Raw genomic sequence first — 16,861 nt, 5'->3', positions numbered from 1 at the left:
TCTGGCTCCCGACGCTGTGCATGCCGGTGACGCTCCCCGGAGCCACCCAGCCGACGTACTGGCCCATCGTCGACGTCCGCAAACTGCGCGCGGCCATCTCGCGCGGGGACCTGCGCCCGGAGCGGTGGGGCAGGCAGATCGTCGTGACGCGTCGCATCATCAGGGAATGGAGAGAAGGATGCCGCGCCGCGCCCTCGGGGCCCGCCTCTGGGAGAAGCCAGCCGAGTTCCACCCGGCCGGGTCGCTCCGGAAGCGGGCGGTCTGGGTCATCCGCGATGGAGCGCTCAGCGTTGGCACCGGCGTCCCAGTCCTCCCTGAGCTCCCTGACCGCAATCGCGGCGCGGCTGAGCCGGCGCTCGCCGACTACCTGACCAAGAAGCACAACCCGGCCCGCGACGAGGACCGGGCGCTGGGCGAGATCCTGGTGACGGACGTGCTCGCGGTCTACGGCGAGGACGTCGCGCCCAAGCACGCGCGCCCCGAGAAGACCGCCGCCCGGCTGCTGCAGCTTGGCGCCTGGTGGCAGGGCAAGACGGTCGCCGAGGTCAACGGCAAGACGGTCCGGGCCTACGGCACGTGGCGGAAGAAGACCGCCTGGAAGTCGGCCAAGCCCGACAAGACCGGCAAGCGCCCGCGCACGGTCACCGACGCGGGCGTGCGCCGCGAACTGGAGGACCTGCAGGCGGCGCTGAACCACTACCTGCGCGAGGGCCACATGCGGGCGGTGGTGAAGGTGCCGCTGCCCGAGAAGAGCCCGGCGAAGGAGCGCTACCTGGAACGCGACGAGGCCGCCCGGCTGCTCCGGACGATGCTGCACATGCCCGAGATGCAGACGCGCCACCGCGGCCCGGACAAGGGCAAGGTCGTCGCGACGTCGAAGCGCCCGGCCCGGCACCTCGCCCGCTTCCTCCTGGTCGGCATCTACACCGGCACCCGCGCGGCCGCGATCTGCTCGGCCGGATTCGCGCCCGCCGAAGGCCGGGGATGGGTGGACCTGAAGCGCGGGGTGTTCCACCGGCGCCGCGTCGGGGCGGCCGAGACCAAGAAGCGCCAGCCGCCCGTGCGCCTGCCGAAGCGGCTGCTCGCCCACATCCGGCGCTGGGCCCGGACGCCCCGGAAGGACGGCACAATGCCGGAGTTCGTCGTCGAGTTCCGGGGGCGGCCGGTCGCCGAGGTGAACAAGGGTTTCGCCGCCGTCGTCGCCGCGGCCGGGCTCGGGCCGGACGTCACGCCCCACACGCTGCGCCACACCTGCGCGACCTGGATGATGCAGGCCGGCGTCGACCTGTGGCAGGCGGCCGCCTTCCTCGGCATGACGGTGCAGATGCTGGAGAAGGTCCACGGGCACCACCGCCCGGACTTCCAGGAGGCGGCGGCCGGGGCGCTCGACAAGGGCGGTCGCCGCGAGGCCGAAACCATCGACATCGAGGACGCCTTCACCCGCCGAGCGGCGTGACGGACCCGTTTCGTTCTAGGGGGACTCTAGGGGGACAGGAAACCGGGTGTAAACGGCGGTATTGGGCGGCATCCGAGGGGTGTCGCCAGAGCGCGCCGCAGGGCGCGCGAACGTCCGGCGGACCCGCTCATAACGGTCTGGTTGTAGGTTCGAGTCCTACCGGGCCCACCAACGCCATCACTCACTCAAACGCCGGAAGAACGGTCTGGCTGCGGGTTCGCTGGACCTCGGCGACGTGATCGTGCCGATCGCCCGACGGCATCCCGGGGAAGCCGGACGTGATCCGGCGGTGCGGCCCCGGAATGCGTGATCGGTCCCTTACGGCATCAGCCGGAGCGCGTTGGCGAAGAAGTCCGGCCCGCCGAAATTGCCCGACTTGAGCGCGAGCCACATGTCCCGGTCGGTGGTGCGCAGGACCGGCACGCCGGCGGCGATCTCGGGACCGACGCGGAAGGCCGGCAGCCCGAGGCGGTCGACCACGGCGCCGGAGGTCTCGCCGCCCGCCACCACCAGGCGGCGAACCCCCTGGGCCACCAGCCCTTCGGCGATCCGCGCCATCGCGGCCTCGATGGCATGGCCGGCGGCGTCGCGGCCGTAGCGGGCCTGGACCGCGGCCACGTCGTCCGGGCCGGCGCTGCTGGCGATCAGCACCGGACCGTCGCCGATCCGTTCCATCGCCCAGGCCAGGGCAGCGCCGGCTTCGTCCTCGCCGGCGAGCAGCCGCGCCGGATCGAGGCGGCGTACCGGCATCGCGGCCTCGGCCCGGGCGATCTGCCCGAGGGTGGCCTGCGAGCAGCTGCCGGCAAGGCAGGCCGCCGGGCCGCCGATCGGGCCGCCGAGGTCGGTGTCCGCGGCCGCGGGAGCGACCCGGCCCGCCGCCACGAGCGCGCGGGCGAGGCCGAGGCCGAGGCCCGAGGCGCCGGTCGAGATCGTGCGGGTCAGCGCCCCGGCGCCCAGCACCGCGAGATCGCGGTCGAGCACCGCATCGGCGATGGCCGCGCCCTTGCCCTCGCGGGCCAGCGCATCGAGGCGCGCGCCCACGGCCTGCGCTCCCTGCGCCACCGTGGCGAGGTCGATCAGCCCGACCCCCGCCCGGCTCTGGCGCGCCAGCACCCGCACGAGGTTCGAATCCCGCATCGGGTTGAGGGGATGGTCCTTGAGCGGGCTTTCGGCGAGCGGCACGGCGCCGACGAAGAGGTGACCGAGATAGACCGTGCGCGCCGTCTCCGGGAAGGCCGGGGTGACCAGCGCGATCGCCTCGCCGGCATCCGCACGCAGCGCATCGGTGACCGGACCGATATTGCCGGCATCGGTCGAATCGAAGGTCGAGCAGACCTTGAACATCAGGTGGCCGGCGCCCCTTGCGTTCAGCCACGCGGCGGCCTCGCGCGAGCGCGCCACCGCCTCGTCGGCGGGGATCGACCGGCTCTTGAGCGAGACCACCACGGCATCGACCTCGGGCAGCGCGAGATCCTCCGCCGGCACCCCGATGGTCTGGACCGTGCGCAGGCCCGCCTTGGTCAGGGTGTTGGCGAGGTCGGAGGCGCCGGTATAGTCGTCGGCGATGCAGCCCAGCGCCAGGGTCATGATGCGCGTGCTCCCTTGTACGGCGCGAACCAGCTCAAGCCCTCGCGCGTGCCGGCCCGCGGGTTGTACTCGCAGCCGATGAAGCCGTCATAGCCGAGCCGGTCGAGCTCGGCGAACAGGGCGGCGTCGTTGATCTCGCCGCTGCCGGGCTCGTGCCGCTCCGGCACGCTCGCGGTCTGGACGTGGCCGATCATCGGCATCAGCTCCCGCAGCCGCGTCGTCACGTCGCCGTGCAGGATCTGGCAGTGGTAGAGGTCGAATTGCAGCTTCAGGTTCGGCAGGCCCAAGTCGCGGATCAGGTCGGCGGCGTAATCGAAATCGTTGAGGAAGTAGCCCGGCATGTTGCGGGCGTTGATCGGCTCGAGGACGAGGTCGAGGCCTTCCGTCTCCAAGCGCTCCGCCGTCCAGATGACGGCCCGGCGGTAGGAGGCTTGCGCCTCGGGGTCGGTCCGGTCGGCCATGCCGGCCATCAGATGCAGGCGCTTCACCCCCGTCGCGCGGGCGTAACTCAGCGCCGTCTCGACGCCGCTCTTCAGCTCCTCGAACCGCTCAGGCAGCGCCGCGAGACCGCGCTCACCGGCCGCCCAGTCACCCGGGGGCAGGTTGAACAGAGCCTGGGTCAGGCCGTGCGCCCGCAACCGCTCGCCGATCGCCTCGGGCGGGTGGTCGTAGGGAAACAGGAACTCGACCGCCTCGAACCCGGCCGCCGCGGCTTCGGCGAACCGGTCGAGGAAGGGGACTTCGGTGAACATCAGGGTCAGGTTCGCGGCAAAGCGCGGCATGAAGGTCCTCCCTTGAGCGGGCTGGGGGCGTCGGTGCCTCGGCCCGAGTTGCGGCACGTCGATCGGTCGCGCCCGGTTGCTTGACCCTCCGTGTCATCCCGGAGCCGCGAAGCGGATCCCGGGATCCAGAACCGCCGGACGTGCAGGAAGAGGCGGAATGCCAGCAGGCTCGTCCTGAAACATTGGCGTTTCCGGATTCCGGGCTCCGCTGCCGCGGCCCCGGAATGACCAGGAGGGTGTCGGTTCGGTCGATCGAAATCGGCTCGCGTCAGCCCGCCCCACCGGGCAACGCCGTTCCGGTCACCTGGGCGTAGATCCGCGCCACCGAGGCGTCGTCGTCGCGGCCCATGCCGGCGCCGGCGGCCATCAGGAACATCTGGAGGGCGGCCGCCGCCACCGGGACCGGGAATCTCTGGGCCCGCGCCATGTCCTGCACGATGCCCAAGTCCTTGACGAAGATGTCGACGGCGCTGCGCGGCGCGTAATCGCCGTCGAGCACGTGCGGCATCCGGTTCTCGAACATCCAGGAATTGCCGGCCGACGCCGTGATGACCTCGTAGACGCGCCTGAGGTCGAGGCCCTGACGGGCGGCAAACGCCATCGCCTCGCTCGCCGCGGCGATGTGCACGCCGGCCAAGAGCTGGTTGATCATCTTGAAGGCCGCGCCCTGACCGGCGGCGTCGCCGAGCGCATAGAGCTTGGCCGCCATGGCGTCGAGGGCGGGCCTGGCCCGCGCGAAGGCGGCCTGGCTGCCCGAAGCCAGGATCGTCAGCTCGCCTTGCGCGGCGCGCTGGGCGCCGCCGCTGATCGGCGCGTCGAGATAGTGGCGGCCGGTGGCCTCGAGCTTCGCCGCGAGGCGGCGGGCGATCTCCGGGTCCATGGTGGCGCAGGAAACGAACACCGCGCCCTCCGGCATCGCCGCGGCGACGCCGTCCGGCCCGAACAGCACCGCCTCGGTCTGGGCCGCGTTGACGACGACGCAAACCACGATTCCCGCCTCGGCCGCGGCCTCCGCCGGGCTCGTCGCGCCGCGGCCGCCCTCGGCGACGAAGCGCGCCACGTTGTCGGGCATCACGTCGCTGCCGGCGACGTCGAGGCCGGCCCGGCGCAGGGCCTGCGCCATGCCGTAGCCCATCGAGCCGAGGCCGATCACCGCGACGCGGGCGGGTGTGTCGCTCATGCGTATCCTCCCTGCGGGCCGTGACCGGCCCGAACCTCGCGCGATCTGCTGCCGCGCCGTCGTCCCCGCCCTAGCATCGAATTGGCAGCGCTGCCAATCGGGATCATGGATCCATTGAGCCGGCCGGGGAACCATGACATCGTGGCGCTCCCGAGCGTCCGTGACAAGGTGCCGGGTGGGGATGGGAGGGCGGATGGACGAGGGGGGCAACGAGGCCTTCGCGGCCGGGGACGAGGATCTGCACGACGGTGCCCGGCGCCCGATCACGCTCGCGGACGTCGCCCGCGAGGCGCGGGTCGGCGAGAGCACGGTGTCGCGCGTTCTGCGCAGCCACGGCTCGTTCTCGGAGAAGACCCGGGCCCGGGTCGAGGAGGCGGTGGCGCGCCTCGGCTACGTGCCGAACCGCATCGCCGGCACGCTGGCTTCCACCGGCTCGCGGCTGATCGGCATCGTCATCCCGTCGCTCACCAACATCGTCTTCCCCGACCTTCTGCGCGGCGCGACCGCGGCCCTCGACCAGGAGGGCTTCCAGTCGGTCATCGCCGTCACCGATTACGACCAGGACCGGGAGGAGGCGGTGGTCGGCTCGCTGCTCAGCTGGCGCCCGGCCGGGCTGATCGTCACCGGGCTCGAGCACAATCCGGGCACGCGGCGCCGCCTCGTCGCCAGCGGCGTGCGGGTGGCCGAGCTCCTCGACATCGACGGGCCGGGGCTCGACATCGTGGTCGGCTATTCCAACCGCGCCGCTGGCGCGGCGAGCGCCCGCCATCTCGCCGGCCGCGGCTACCGCCGCATCGGCTATATCGGCCACGACCTCACCAAGGACAGGCGCGCCGCCAAGCGCTACGCGGGGTTCCGCGAGGGCCTTACGGAGGTCGGGCTGGTGCTCGCCGGCGAGGAGCGGGTGGCAAGCCCATCCTCGGTCGAGGCCGGGCGGCACGGGCTGGAAGCCCTGCTCGCCCGGGTGCCGGACCTCGACGCGGCGTATTTCTCGAACGACGACATGGCGCTCGGCGGCTATTTCCACTGCCTCGCCCGCGGCCTCGCGGTGCCGGAGCGGCTGGCCCTGTTCGGCTATAACGGCCTCGATGTCGGCCGGTTGATGCCGCAGCCGCTCGCCACCATCCGCACTCCGCGGGTCGAGGCCGGCGCCACGGCGGCGCGGCTCCTCTGCGCGGGGGGGCCGTCGACGGTGGTGGATCTCGGCTTCGAGCTGATCGAGGGAGCGACGGCGTGACGGATGTATCGAGTGCGAGCGAATCGGCCTTGCGCGAGGCGATCTGCCGCTTCGGCCGCTCGCTGTTCGAGCGCGGCCTGACGCCGGGCTCGTCGGGCAACATCTCGCTGCGGCTCGACGACGGCGGCTGGCTGGTGACGCCGACCAATGCCTCGCTGGGCTTCCTCGACCCGGCCCGGATCTCCCGTCTCGATCGTGACGGGCGGCTCCTGTCGGGCGACACACCGACCAAGGAGATCCCGCTCCACGGCGCCCTCTACGACAGCCGGGCCTCGGCGCGGGCGATCGTGCATCTGCACTCCACCCACGCCGTCGCGGTCTCGATGCTGCCGGAGATCGACCCCCGTGCCGTGCTGCCGCCGCTCACCCCCTACAGCCTGATGCGGGCCGGCGCGGTGGCGCTCGTGCCGTATTTCCGTCCCGGCGACCCGGCGGTGGCGGATGCGATCCGGGGGCTCGCCGGGCAGTATTCCTCGGTGCTGCTCGCCAATCACGGTCCGGTGGTGGCCGGCGACAATCTGGAAGCCGCGGTCTTCGCCACCGAGGAACTGGAGGAGACCGCCAAGCTCTACCTGCTCCTGCGCAACCTCAACCCGCGCCACCTGACCCCGGCGCAGGTGCAGGACCTGGTGAGCCATTTCGGGCTGACGCTGCCGGAGCACGGGCACGGGCATTGACGTCTTGTCGAGCTGACTGACGCAATCCAAAGCCTCCGCGTCATCCCGGGGCCGCGTAGCGGAACCCGGGATCGATAAACGCCGACGGTACAGGACGCGGCGGAACGCCTATCGCTCTTTATGGTCACCTCGGCGGTTATGGATCCCGGGTTCTCGTCTTCGACGAGCCCTGGGATGACATGGTGAGATGTCCGCGTGTGCGCAGATCGATTGGCGCAGTTGCTCAAACAGGCTGCGAGCTTCCGAATCTATCCGAGGCGACGGAGTCGCAACAGGCATGGACGACGATCGCGCGTGGTACCCCACCGACAAGGCGCTCTTCGCGACCCTCCCGGGTGGACAGGCGGTGATCGACTGGTTCGGGTTCTGCCCGAGCTTTCACGACGCCACGCTGGACGGCGTCGCCATCGCCGCCGGCAACGCATCGCTCACGCTCAGGGCGTTCCGGATGACGGACCAGACCGACGAGAGGGGCTATTTCATCCTCGACCGGCACGCGCAGGTGGTGATCCATCTGCGTCGCGTCACCGGTCTGAGGCTGACGGGCGACGCGGGGTCCATCATCTCGGAGCTGACGATCCGGCGCCTGCCCGTCACTCCGAGCCGATCCGAATGGCTAACCTGTAACGGTCCCGTTCAGGGCGACATCGAGGTCGCCTTCGGCACCTCGATCGGCCTTTACGGATCATGCTACGCGAAGGAAGCAGAGTTCGAGCTTCTGCCGGCCAATCAATCAGCGTAGCGCCAGATATCTCGAAGAAATCTCCGGCCCTGGCGCTCCCAAGGGGACTCGAACCCCTGTTTTCGCCGTGAGAGGGCGACGTCCTAGACCGCTAGACGATGGGAGCTTGCCGGGCGGGATGGCGGCTGTATAGCCACGGGCCTGGACGGGCACAAGCCCGAAATCGTATTCCGGCTCGGTTTTCGCACGAGGCGAAAGAGACGGGACGGCAGGAGAGACGGTTTGAGCGAGGCGGAGCTGCGGGAGGGCGTGATCCCGTCGGGCGAGGGGAGCGAGCGGCTGGACCGGGCGCTGGCGCGGCTGTGGCCGGATCTGTCGCGCAGCCGCCTGCAGGCGCTGATCCGCGAGGGCCAGGTGACCCTGGAGGACGCGCCCATCGGCGATCCCTCCGCCAAGGTCGCGCCCGGCCGGCGCGTCGCTGTCACGGTGCCGCCGCCGCGCCCGGCCGAGCCGGAGCCGGAGGCCCGCGACCTCGCGGTGGTCTACGAGGACGACGACCTGATCGTGATCGACAAGCCGGCGGGGCTCGTGGTGCATCCGGGGGCGGGCAACGACAGCGGCACGCTCGTCAACGCGCTGCTGGCCCATTGCGGGGCGAGCCTGTCGGGCATCGGCGGGGTCGCGCGGCCCGGCATCGTGCATCGCCTCGACAAGGACACGACCGGCCTGATGGTGGTGGCCAAGACCGACCTCGCCCACCAGGACCTCTCGGCGCAATTCGCCGATCACGGCCGCACCGGGCCTCTCGCGCGGGCCTATCTGGCGCTGGTCTGGGGCTACCCCGACCCCGCCTCCGGCACGATCGATGCGGCGCTCGCCCGCTCGGAGCGCAATCGCGAGAAGATCGCGGTGGTGCGCGAGGGACGCGGCCGCCACGCGATCACCCATTACCGCATCGAAGCCATGCTCGGGATGCAGGAGCCGGTCGGCCTGGTGCGCTGCCGGCTCGAGACCGGGCGCACCCACCAGATCCGCGTGCATCTCGCGCATCGCGGCCACCCCCTGCTCGGGGACACGGTCTACGGCGCGGCCTTTCGCACCAAGGCGAACCGCCTCGACCCCGAGGCGCGCCAGGCCCTCGACGCGCTCGGCCGGCAGGCCCTGCATGCCGCGCTCCTCGGCTTTCGCCATCCCCGCACCGGAGAGTCGCTGCGGTTCGAGAGCCAGCCGCCGCCCGACATGGCCCGGCTGATCGCAGCGCTGACGCCCTAAACGGGCCCCGCGCCGGGATGACGGCGCCCACCCCGCACGTCTCATTGACGAGGGGGCCGAGGTCGGCTCACTCTAGGGCAGTGCGGCACCGCACGCGGCGAACCGCCACGGCAGCACAAAACGTCCCTTCACGCGTTGGTGGCGACACCCGTCGCTACCGGGCCGGACCGCTCTCTGCTATGATGGCAGATCGAACGACCGGCCAACGGGAGGTCGTTCGCGCTCGCCCATGTCTTCGCGGGGAGCTTTCAGGAGGTTGGAATGGCTGCTGCACTTCCCGTGCTCGCCAACGAAGGGGGCCTGTCGCGCTACCTCGACGAGATCCGTCGGTTTCCGATGCTGGAGCCGACGCAGGAATACATGCTCGCCAAGAGCTGGCGCGAACACGGCGATCGTGACGCCGCCCACAAGCTCGTGACCTCCCACCTGCGGCTCGTGGCCAAGATCGCCATGGGCTATCGCGGCTACGGCCTGCCGATCGGCGAGGTGGTGTCCGAGGGCAATGTCGGCCTGATGCAGGCCGTCAAGCGCTTCGACCCCGACAAGGGCTTCCGCCTCGCCACCTATGCGATGTGGTGGATCAAGGCGGCGATTCAAGAATACATCCTGCGCTCGTGGTCGCTCGTGAAGATGGGCACGACCGCGAATCAGAAGAAGCTGTTCTTCAACCTGCGCAAGGCCAAAGGCCGCATCTCCGCCCTCGACGAGGGCGACCTGCGCCCCGACCAGGTCAAGCAGATCGCCACCCGCCTCGGCGTGCCCGAGCAGGACGTGATCGACATGAACCGCCGCCTCGGCGGCGATGCGTCGCTCAACTCGCCCTTGCGCGAGGAAGGCGAGGGCGAATGGCAGGACTGGCTCGTCGACGACAGCCCGACCCAGGAGACCGTGCTCGCCCGCGAGCAGGAGGGGCAGAACCGCCTCGCCGCCCTCAAGGACGCGCTCGGCGTGCTCAACCCGCGCGAGCGCCGCATCTTCGAGGCAAGGCGGCTGGCCGACGACCCGATCACGCTGGAAGATCTGTCCAGCGAGTTCGGCGTTTCCCGCGAGCGAGTGCGGCAGATCGAGGTGCGGGCTTTCGAGAAGGTGCAGGATGCGGTCAAGCGCAACCTTGCCACCCGCGAGGCGCCGCGGGCGGGGGTGCCGGCCTAAAAGGCCGGCACGACCCCGACTGCCGAGAGACCGATCAGCACCAGCGGCATCGCCACCAGCGCCAGCACGGTCTGCACTGCCGTGATGCCGGCCATCAGCGGCGCGTCGCCGCCGAGCTGGCGCGCCAGGATGTAGGCCGAGGAGGCGGTGGGCAGGACCTGGAACAGCAGGGCCGTGGTGAGCGCCGGCCCGTGCAGTCCGAGGCCCGTCGCCACCAGCACGGTCGCGGCCGGCATCGCGAGGAATTTCATCGCCGAAGCGGCGGCCACCGGCCCGAGCCAAGTCCGCGCACCCGAGAAATCGAGCGCCGCCCCGACGCAGAGCAGGCCGATCGGCAGCGAGGCGGCGCCGAGGGTGCGCATCGCCGGCTCGAGGCCGACGGGAATGCCCCAGCCGAGGAGCTGAAACGCCATCCCGCCGAGGGACGACACGATCAGCGGGTTGGTCGCGAGCTGCCGGGCGATGCCCCGCGGCGTCAGCCGCGCCGCGCCATGCCGGGCGAAGACCAGCACGCACAGGATGTTGACCGTCGGCACGATCGCCGCGTTGCAGATCGCTGCGAGCGCGATCCCCTGCGTCCCGAACAGCCCGGCGGCGAGCGTCACGCCGACATAGTTGTTGAAGCGCACGCTGCCCTGGAACACCGAGGTGAAGGCCGGCCCGTCGACGCGGAGCAGCGGCCGCAGGGCGAGGAGGAGGCCTGCCACGATCACGGTCGAGAGGATCAGCGTCAGGGCGAGCGCGCCGACCGGCACCGCCTCGACACGCGCGGTGGCGAGGCTGTGGAAGAACAGGCTCGGCAGCAGCACGAAGTAGCCGAGCCGCTCGGCCTGCGGCCAGAAGCTCTCGGCCAGGAATTGGCGGCGGCGCAAGGTGAGGCCGAGGGCGGTGAGGAGGACGACCGGCAAGAGGGCCAGCAGGATGGCGCCGGTCATGGCGAGAGGGTCATGGGGCGAGGGTCATGGGGCGAGGGTCATGGGGGTGCGGGTCAGGGCGGGGACCGCCATCGGTGGGGCGGGCGATCACACGAATCGGCGTCGCCGGCCAGCGTGAGAGTCCGGGTCGGCGCTCCAGCTTAGTATGCCGAACCGTGCTCACCCACCCGTCCCGGAAGCAGGTGGCCATGCATGCGCATCGCGGATTTTGCGATCGGCGGCAAGCTCATCGACTCTGATCAGGACATCTAGCACCGGGAAGAGGCCGATGACGACGAGAGGCCAGAGGATTGGCGTCACGGCGAGTGTGTCGACCGGCACCGCCTTGACCGCGCAGCGGCGATGCCGCGGAAGCGCACACTCGGTAGCAGCAGGACATCGTCAAGTCGATCGGCATGCCGCAGGGCTGCCGGCGAAGAAGCAGAGACGGCGCAAGTCAAGGCTGGGGGGTGAGGAGACCGACTGTCAGGAGGGTCTGAAGAGCGGCGTAGTCATGGATCGCAGCGAATGCGGGCTGCCTCAGGTAAGATTGTCCGGGTAAAACGGGTTGCCGTGAAATTGAACCCGTAAGTAAGCGTGTCATGCCGCGCTGTGCACTTTCAGCCAAACCGGAACGAAAATTCTGTCTGCGGCGTTCTAACGCTGGGTAAGATTGCCTTGACGGATTTGGCAAATTCGAACCTCGATGTCCTGAAGGTCGCAATCATAGTGATATTGGTCTATTATATCTATGGTTAATTTATATTTTTTTGAATATAATGTAACTCACGGCAATTTATGAAGCCATTATGCGGATGTAGAGGGGGTTTTGTTTGAAAATTCATGCGTCCGTTATTGGGTGCGAGTTTTCAGCCGAAATGTCGTCTGGACGCTGGTCATATCGCTTTTTCTGCACCATCTACTCGGATGCGTCGATTCTGCCGCATCAACTCTGGGGCATTCCATGGACGTGATTACGTTTCTAAAGGGACTTCCCGCTGTGCTGGGTGTGGCGGGATTATTTGCCTATTTATGGGCTGGTCAGTATCGCATTGGTGGAGATATAATAAAGTCAATTATTGAAAAGCTGCGTGCGGCCCCGAACGTGGACGTCAAGGATTATGCGTCGCTGACCCCGGCGCGCATTGAAAAATTACTACGTGAGGATGCCGATGCGCGGAAGGCAGTCAACGAGCAAGATATCAAAGTCATACGGCACATAGTATATCTTCAATATGCGATAACGTTTGCTGTTCTTGTTGTTTGTGCATTGTTGATAGGATGCGGCATTTATTTCGCCAGTAGACCTGAGCCGTTGAGTGTCAATCCACGACCGCCGGGCGCAGTGTCATCTAATGGCCCCGATTCGAGTGGCATTCTCGTAGACTTGGATCCATTAAAAGTCGAATGGGATACTGCGGGACAGGTGGAAACAATAGCGATATTTATCGAGAACGCTGACGGGGGTGGCCGAACTGAAAAAAAGAATGTTCTCTCTGACGTTCGCAGTGTCGTATTCAGTCCGGATGAACTGCGCGGCGTGCTTGCAAACAGAAATTATCATGGCCGCAATCGTGTAAGAACTGTTGTAGAATGGTCAGGACATGTCAAGCGCTCCAGTCCCGTCGACCTCTTCGTTGGAATTCAGGTCAAGCTTATGATCGGTGGAACGTTGATCGGGAAGGGAAAATCTCGAACTATACATACACTTCTGGCTGTTATTGATGACAGCACCGCGACAATGCCAAAAAATTATTGTTTTAATGTCGATTTTGCAGGCTGGAACAATAGCGGCCCGTTGGTAGCGCCGTTGAGGTCTTGCAACGCAGACTCCGAAGTCAAATTGAGCTTTGTTGATGACATCAATTGGTCACGTCGTCCGGGACTGGTTTTCAACCAACCCATTGAAGATAGAAAATTTGTCAGGGCTTGCCTCAACGCGCCCGAAATCAGGGATGATAAATGCTAAGTTGAATTTCATCCTCTGAATTTGCCTCGAATTCAGGTAGGTGCGCCTGACGAAACCAAAACATTTCGTCAGGTGTTACTCCTTCGCAGCGATACGATTTTCGACTGGTCGCTTCGCGATGCGGAAATCGGCTTCACTCAGACGCCGCACGGGCTTGTGATACGACATCCGTAAGCGATCCTCCGGAAGTCGTATGATGCCCCGAAATTCCTTACGCGAGAGAGGTATCGAGGCAAAATCAGACGAAAAAATTCTACTGCTGCCACTGCTCAAACGCCTCCCGCAACACCTTCTCGCCGGCATTGCCCTTCTCGAAGGTCAGGATCGCACGGTTGCCGTTGGCGTAGCGGATCGGCAGGTCGATCCAGTTGCGCTTGAGCAGGAGGTCGGTGTTGCGCTCGATATCGGCCTTCAGGTTCGAAAGGCCGATCAGGAACAGGTTGTCGCGCACCGGTACCGGCAGGCCGGAGACCGGGGAGCCGCGGCCGGATTCGTCGTCTTTGAATTGGATCAGGCCGACATCGCGCACGGTGCGGTTCGGGTCGGTCGAGGTGAAGGTCAGCTCGAGGATGTGCGACGCCGGCAGGGTCGCGTCGGTGTTGCGGCGCAGGACCATCGCCAGGCTCAGGCCCGCATCGGGCACGTCGACCGTGCCCCGCACCACGGTCTGGAGCGGCTGGCCCTGGCCGGCATTGACGGCGTCGAGGCGCCAGACCACCCGGGCCTGGATCGCCTTCGGGGCGGCGCCCTGGCCGCCATTCTCCTCGTAGAGCGTGCCGCGCTGCGCCACCGCGATGTCGGGCGTCGGCGAGGGACGGGGAGCGCTGCCTTGCGGCGCGGCGGCCGCCGGGGCCGGCGCGGGCGACGAGGCGGCCAGGGGCACCCGCTCGCCGCCGACCCGGTCGGCGAATTTCGAATCCTGGGCCTCGGCCGGACGGTTGGGGCCGTTCTCGGCAAAGCCCGTCGGCAGGGCGGCGGGGTTGTCGCGCAAGGACCAGGCGGTGACCGCGATGGCGCCGACGACCGTCGCTAGGACCGCCGCGACGATGCCGTTGCGCACCAGCCGCGATCGGTCGCGCTTGGGGGCCACCACGTCGAGGCGCGGGCGCTGCGGGGCGGCAGGGCCCGTCTCCGTGGTCCCCGGCTCCTCGACCGGCTCCGGATTCCGCGGCCGCGTCGGCGGCAGCTTCAGCTCCACCGGCGGGCCGGCCTCCGGCAGGGCGTCGGCGTGGTGCGGGGCCGGCGGCTCGGGAGGGGCAGCGCGGGACGGGTCCGAGAGCGTGGCGGTCTCCGGAGCCGCATGGGCGTCCGGCGGCATCACCCCCGGCGGCGTTGTGGCCTCGGGCAGTTGGGGGGCTTCCCGCGGCGGCGGCTCCGGGGCCGCGGGCTCCGGAGGACCGCCGTGCTCGATCTCGAGCCGGGCGATCGCCCGGTCGAGGGAGACGCGCTCCGCCTCGATGTCGGCCTCCGACAGGGGCGGATCGAGGGAGCGGAGCTGACCGATCAGCGCCGCGCGGGCGCGCTCATAGACCGTGTGCCGCAGATCGGGCGAACGGTCGGGCAGGGCCTCGAGGGCGCGGGCGAGCAGGGGATAGTAATCGGCCATGGTCGCCGCATGCCTTGTCGTGCGGGGCGGCGGGCGTCAAGCTTCGCCCGCCTGACGTCGCGCCGAATTCCCCTCAATCCTCGAAGGGGTTGTGGACCAGGATGGTGTCGTCCCGCTCCGGCGAGGTCGAGAGCAGGGCCACCGGCGCGCCGATCAGCTCCTCGATCCGCCGCACGTACTTGATCGCCTGGGCCGGCAGGTCGGCCCAGGAGCGGCCGCCCGCGGTGGTCTCGCTCCAGCCCTCGAAGGCCTCGTAGATCGGCTCGACCCGGGCCTGGTCGGCCTGGCTCGCCGGCAGGTGGTCGATCTCGCGGCCGTCGAGGCGGTAGCCGGTGCAGATCTGGATCGTCTCGAAGCCGTCGAGGATGTCGAGCTTGGTCAGCGCGATGCCGTCGATCCCTGAGGTCCGCACGGTCTGGCGCACCAGGGCGGCGTCGAACCAGCCGCAGCGCCGCTTGCGCCCGGTCACGACGCCGAATTCGCGGCCGCGCTCGCCGATCCGCTCGCCGATCGCGTCGGTGAGTTCCGTGGGGAACGGCCCCTCGCCGACCCGGGTGGTGTAGGCCTTCACGATGCCGAGCACGTAGCCGATCGCCCCTGGGCCGAGGCCCGATCCCGTCGCGGCCTGCGCCGCCACGATGTTGGAGGACGTCACGTAGGGATAGGTGCCGTGGTCGACGTCGAGGAGCGCGCCTTGCGCGCCCTCGAACAGGATGCGCTTGCCGGAGCGGCGGGCATCGTCGAGGAGCGCCCACACCGTATCGGCGAAGGGCAGGATCTTGGGCGCGATGGCGAGCAGCTCGGCCTTCAGCGCCGCACCGTCGATCTCGTCGATGCCGAGGCCCCGGCGCAGGGCGTTGTGGTGGGCAAGCAGGCGCGAGATCTTGGCGTCGAGCATCTCGGCATCGGCGAGGTCGACGACGCGGATCGCCCGGCGGCCGACCTTGTCCTCGTAGGCCGGGCCGATGCCGCGCTTGGTGGTGCCGATCTTCAGGACCGCGTTCGAGGTCTCGCGGAAATGGTCGAGCTCGCGGTGCAGCGGCAGGATCAGCGTCGCGTTGTCGGCGATGCGAAGGTTCTCCGGCGTGATCGCCACACCCTGCTGGCCAATCTTGGCGATCTCCTCGATGAGGTGCCAGGGATCGACCACCACCCCGTTGCCGATGACCGACAGCGTGCCGCCGCGCACCACGCCGGACGGCAGGAGCGACAGCTTGTAGGTCACGCCGTCGATGACGAGGGTGTGGCCGGCATTGTGCCCGCCCTGGAAGCGCACCACGACGTCGGCCTGCTCCGAGAGCCAGTCGACGATCTTGCCCTTGCCCTCGTCGCCCCACTGGGCGCCCACGACGACGACGTTCGCCATATCACAAATACCCGTCCCTGCCCGCCGCGCGAAAAGCCCCGGCGCGTGTGAGGCGCGGGGCTGATCGGCTTGCGGATGGTGTCACGCGTATGCGCTCTTCGGCGATCCCGGCCGGGAAATCAAGCGACGGCCGGAACAACCGCCCTGCACAACGTTATTTGGCCTCGGTATTCGGGCCCTGCCCCGGCAGTTCGCCCGGCTTGATCACCGGGGTCGAGTTCGGGGTCGGCTCCGGCGGCTTCACCGCCATGTCCGGCGTGCCCGTGGCCGGCGGCTTGATCACGCCGTCCGAGCGCTGGAGCTTGTCGCTCAGGGTCGAGCCGGTGGTGTCCGACTTGTCGGCGTTCGAGGTCGCGTCGCCCGGCCGCACCTTCTCGGGGATGGTCTGGTTGAGGGGCGGCAGGTTCGGGTCGCGGTCGCGCCCCTTCAGGGGCACCTCGGGCGACTGGGCGAGGGCGGCGGTCGCGCCTGCGACGATCGCCAGCATCGCCAGCCCGCCGCGCATCAGCTTGGTCATGGGGGTTCTCCTGAGGATGGAGTCTCCTCAGGGAAACCGGGCCGGCACCCGTGGGTTCCGGCTCCGCTTGGCTTTGCAACCGGACCCTCAATTGATTCGCTGCCGCCTTTCGGCTCCCAGCGGTAGCGCCTCACGCCGCCTCTCGTTCCAGCGGGCGGATGTCATCGATGTCCGCACCGATCGCGTTGCGGGCCGTCAGAAGATCGAAGCGGCTCTGAAGATTCACCCACACCTGCGGGTCCATGCCGAAGTAGCGCCCGAGCCGCAGGGCCGTATCGGCGGTGATGCCGATCTCCTCACGGGCGATGCGCTCGATCCGGGTGCGCGGCACGCGGCACGCCTTCGCGATCGCATACGCCGTCAGGTTCAGCGGAACCATGAACTCCTCCCGCAGCACCTCGCCGGGGTGCATCGGCGGAAGGATGGTATCGGTTTCGTACTCGGTGCTCATGCCACCTTGTCTC

Annotated in this window: 15 protein-coding genes and 2 tRNA genes; 8 read left to right on the top strand and 9 right to left on the bottom strand. The window is 68.7% G+C overall.

The window, feature by feature from the left end; translation table 11 throughout:
* The first annotated feature begins 178 nt into the window (after positions 1 to 178).
* Together HBB12_RS21365 and HBB12_RS21360 are read left to right on the top strand one after the other, a co-directional pair.
* Positions 179 to 1,456 carry a tyrosine-type recombinase/integrase gene (locus HBB12_RS21365; protein WP_236991188.1) on the top strand — a complete coding sequence of 426 codons (1,278 nt, stop codon included), beginning with the start codon at positions 179 to 181 and terminating at the stop codon, positions 1,454 to 1,456.
* A 77-nt stretch (positions 1,457 to 1,533) separates the two neighbouring features.
* Positions 1,534 to 1,627, top strand: a tRNA-Met gene (locus HBB12_RS21360).
* A 147-nt stretch (positions 1,628 to 1,774) separates the two neighbouring features.
* Here HBB12_RS21360 and otnK read toward each other — a convergent pair.
* The 3 genes from otnK to ltnD form a co-directional block, all read right to left on the bottom strand.
* Complete coding sequence (gene otnK, locus HBB12_RS21355) at positions 1,775 to 3,043, bottom strand: 3-oxo-tetronate kinase (RefSeq protein ID WP_236991187.1); 1,269 nt, start codon at positions 3,041 to 3,043, stop codon at positions 1,775 to 1,777.
* Complete coding sequence (otnI, locus tag HBB12_RS21350) at positions 3,040 to 3,825, bottom strand: 2-oxo-tetronate isomerase (RefSeq protein WP_236991186.1); 786 nt, start codon at positions 3,823 to 3,825, stop codon at positions 3,040 to 3,042. The genes otnK and otnI overlap by 4 nt, the downstream gene beginning before the upstream one ends.
* A 268-nt stretch (positions 3,826 to 4,093) precedes the next feature.
* Entirely contained in the window at positions 4,094 to 5,005 is a 912-nt protein-coding gene (gene ltnD, locus HBB12_RS21345; RefSeq protein WP_236991185.1) for an L-threonate dehydrogenase, read from the bottom strand.
* Between the two features lie 193 nt (positions 5,006 to 5,198).
* On the opposite strand from ltnD, the gene HBB12_RS21340 reads away from it, so the two are divergent.
* From HBB12_RS21340 to HBB12_RS21330, 3 genes are all read left to right on the top strand, one after another.
* Positions 5,199 to 6,242 carry a LacI family DNA-binding transcriptional regulator gene (locus HBB12_RS21340; RefSeq protein ID WP_236991184.1) on the top strand — a complete coding sequence of 348 codons (1,044 nt, stop codon included), beginning with the start codon at positions 5,199 to 5,201 and terminating at the stop codon, positions 6,240 to 6,242.
* The gene (otnC, locus tag HBB12_RS21335; RefSeq protein WP_236991183.1) at positions 6,239 to 6,919 is read left to right on the top strand and encodes a 3-oxo-tetronate 4-phosphate decarboxylase; all 681 of its coding nucleotides are present in this window, start codon (positions 6,239 to 6,241) and stop codon (positions 6,917 to 6,919) included. The genes HBB12_RS21340 and otnC overlap by 4 nt, the downstream gene beginning before the upstream one ends.
* Before the next feature lie 277 nt (positions 6,920 to 7,196).
* The gene (locus HBB12_RS21330) at positions 7,197 to 7,661 is read left to right on the top strand and encodes an immunity 50 family protein (RefSeq protein WP_236991182.1); all 465 of its coding nucleotides are present in this window, start codon (positions 7,197 to 7,199) and stop codon (positions 7,659 to 7,661) included.
* A 30-nt stretch (positions 7,662 to 7,691) separates the two neighbouring features.
* On the opposite strand, the gene HBB12_RS21325 is transcribed toward HBB12_RS21330, so the two are convergent.
* Positions 7,692 to 7,767: transfer RNA gene (locus tag HBB12_RS21325), tRNA-Glu, on the bottom strand.
* A gap of 116 nt (positions 7,768 to 7,883) precedes the next feature.
* On the opposite strand from HBB12_RS21325, the gene HBB12_RS21320 reads away from it, so the two are divergent.
* Positions 7,884 to 8,873, top strand: a complete 990-nt coding sequence (locus tag HBB12_RS21320; protein WP_236991181.1) for an RluA family pseudouridine synthase — start codon at positions 7,884 to 7,886, stop codon at positions 8,871 to 8,873.
* Between the two features lie 261 nt (positions 8,874 to 9,134).
* Positions 9,135 to 10,025, top strand: coding sequence for an RNA polymerase sigma factor RpoH (gene rpoH / locus HBB12_RS21315; protein WP_236991180.1), 891 nt, complete (start codon positions 9,135 to 9,137; stop codon positions 10,023 to 10,025).
* On the opposite strand, the gene HBB12_RS21310 is transcribed toward rpoH, so the two are convergent.
* Positions 10,022 to 10,960: an AEC family transporter gene (locus HBB12_RS21310; protein ID WP_236991179.1), complete on the bottom strand. Its 939-nt coding sequence runs from the start codon at positions 10,958 to 10,960 to the stop codon at positions 10,022 to 10,024. The two genes, rpoH and HBB12_RS21310, sit on opposite strands and share 4 nt — an antisense overlap.
* A 943-nt stretch (positions 10,961 to 11,903) precedes the next feature.
* On the opposite strand from HBB12_RS21310, the gene HBB12_RS21305 reads away from it, so the two are divergent.
* Positions 11,904 to 12,908: a hypothetical protein gene (locus HBB12_RS21305; RefSeq protein ID WP_236991178.1), complete on the top strand. Its 1,005-nt coding sequence runs from the start codon at positions 11,904 to 11,906 to the stop codon at positions 12,906 to 12,908.
* 253 nt (positions 12,909 to 13,161) lie between these two features.
* Here HBB12_RS21305 and HBB12_RS21300 read toward each other — a convergent pair whose 3' ends face one another.
* The 4 genes from HBB12_RS21300 to HBB12_RS21285 form a co-directional block, all read right to left on the bottom strand.
* Positions 13,162 to 14,514, bottom strand: coding sequence for a histidine kinase (locus HBB12_RS21300; protein WP_236991177.1), 1,353 nt, complete (start codon positions 14,512 to 14,514; stop codon positions 13,162 to 13,164).
* A gap of 73 nt (positions 14,515 to 14,587) precedes the next feature.
* Positions 14,588 to 15,880, bottom strand: a complete 1,293-nt coding sequence (locus HBB12_RS21295) for an adenylosuccinate synthase (RefSeq protein WP_236991176.1) — start codon at positions 15,878 to 15,880, stop codon at positions 14,588 to 14,590.
* 154 nt (positions 15,881 to 16,034) lie between these two features.
* Complete coding sequence (locus HBB12_RS21290; protein ID WP_236991175.1) at positions 16,035 to 16,397, bottom strand: hypothetical protein; 363 nt, start codon at positions 16,395 to 16,397, stop codon at positions 16,035 to 16,037.
* Positions 16,398 to 16,527: 130 nt separating this feature from the next.
* Positions 16,528 to 16,848 (bottom strand): HigA family addiction module antitoxin, encoded by a 321-nt coding sequence (locus HBB12_RS21285; RefSeq protein WP_203156743.1) that lies wholly within the window; start codon positions 16,846 to 16,848, stop codon positions 16,528 to 16,530.
* Between the last annotated feature and the right edge of the window lie 13 nt (positions 16,849 to 16,861).

It is taken from the genome of Methylobacterium sp. SyP6R (assembly GCF_019216885.1).
GTDB lineage: Bacteria > Pseudomonadota > Alphaproteobacteria > Rhizobiales > Beijerinckiaceae > Methylobacterium.
The sequence above is the reverse complement of the archived record's forward strand: the minus strand, read 5'-3'. Positions and strand labels throughout refer to the sequence as shown.

Coding starts and splice junctions, on each gene's coding strand:
- HBB12_RS21295 (WP_236991176.1), bottom strand. CDS start 15,880: ATGGCGAACGTCGTCGTCGTGGGCGCCCAGTGGGGCGACGAGGGCAAG.
- HBB12_RS21365 (WP_236991188.1), top strand. CDS start 179: ATGCCGCGCCGCGCCCTCGGGGCCCGCCTCTGGGAGAAGCCAGCCGAG.
- HBB12_RS21330 (WP_236991182.1), top strand. CDS start 7,197: ATGGACGACGATCGCGCGTGGTACCCCACCGACAAGGCGCTCTTCGCG.
- HBB12_RS21340 (WP_236991184.1), top strand. CDS start 5,199: ATGGACGAGGGGGGCAACGAGGCCTTCGCGGCCGGGGACGAGGATCTG.
- HBB12_RS21305 (WP_236991178.1), top strand. CDS start 11,904: ATGGACGTGATTACGTTTCTAAAGGGACTTCCCGCTGTGCTGGGTGTG.
- HBB12_RS21290 (WP_236991175.1), bottom strand. CDS start 16,397: ATGACCAAGCTGATGCGCGGCGGGCTGGCGATGCTGGCGATCGTCGCA.
- rpoH (WP_236991180.1), top strand. CDS start 9,135: ATGGCTGCTGCACTTCCCGTGCTCGCCAACGAAGGGGGCCTGTCGCGC.
- HBB12_RS21310 (WP_236991179.1), bottom strand. CDS start 10,960: ATGACCGGCGCCATCCTGCTGGCCCTCTTGCCGGTCGTCCTCCTCACC.
- HBB12_RS21300 (WP_236991177.1), bottom strand. CDS start 14,514: ATGGCCGATTACTATCCCCTGCTCGCCCGCGCCCTCGAGGCCCTGCCC.
- ltnD (WP_236991185.1), bottom strand. CDS start 5,005: ATGAGCGACACACCCGCCCGCGTCGCGGTGATCGGCCTCGGCTCGATG.
- otnK (WP_236991187.1), bottom strand. CDS start 3,043: ATGACCCTGGCGCTGGGCTGCATCGCCGACGACTATACCGGCGCCTCC.
- otnI (WP_236991186.1), bottom strand. CDS start 3,825: ATGCCGCGCTTTGCCGCGAACCTGACCCTGATGTTCACCGAAGTCCCC.
- HBB12_RS21285 (WP_203156743.1), bottom strand. CDS start 16,848: ATGAGCACCGAGTACGAAACCGATACCATCCTTCCGCCGATGCACCCC.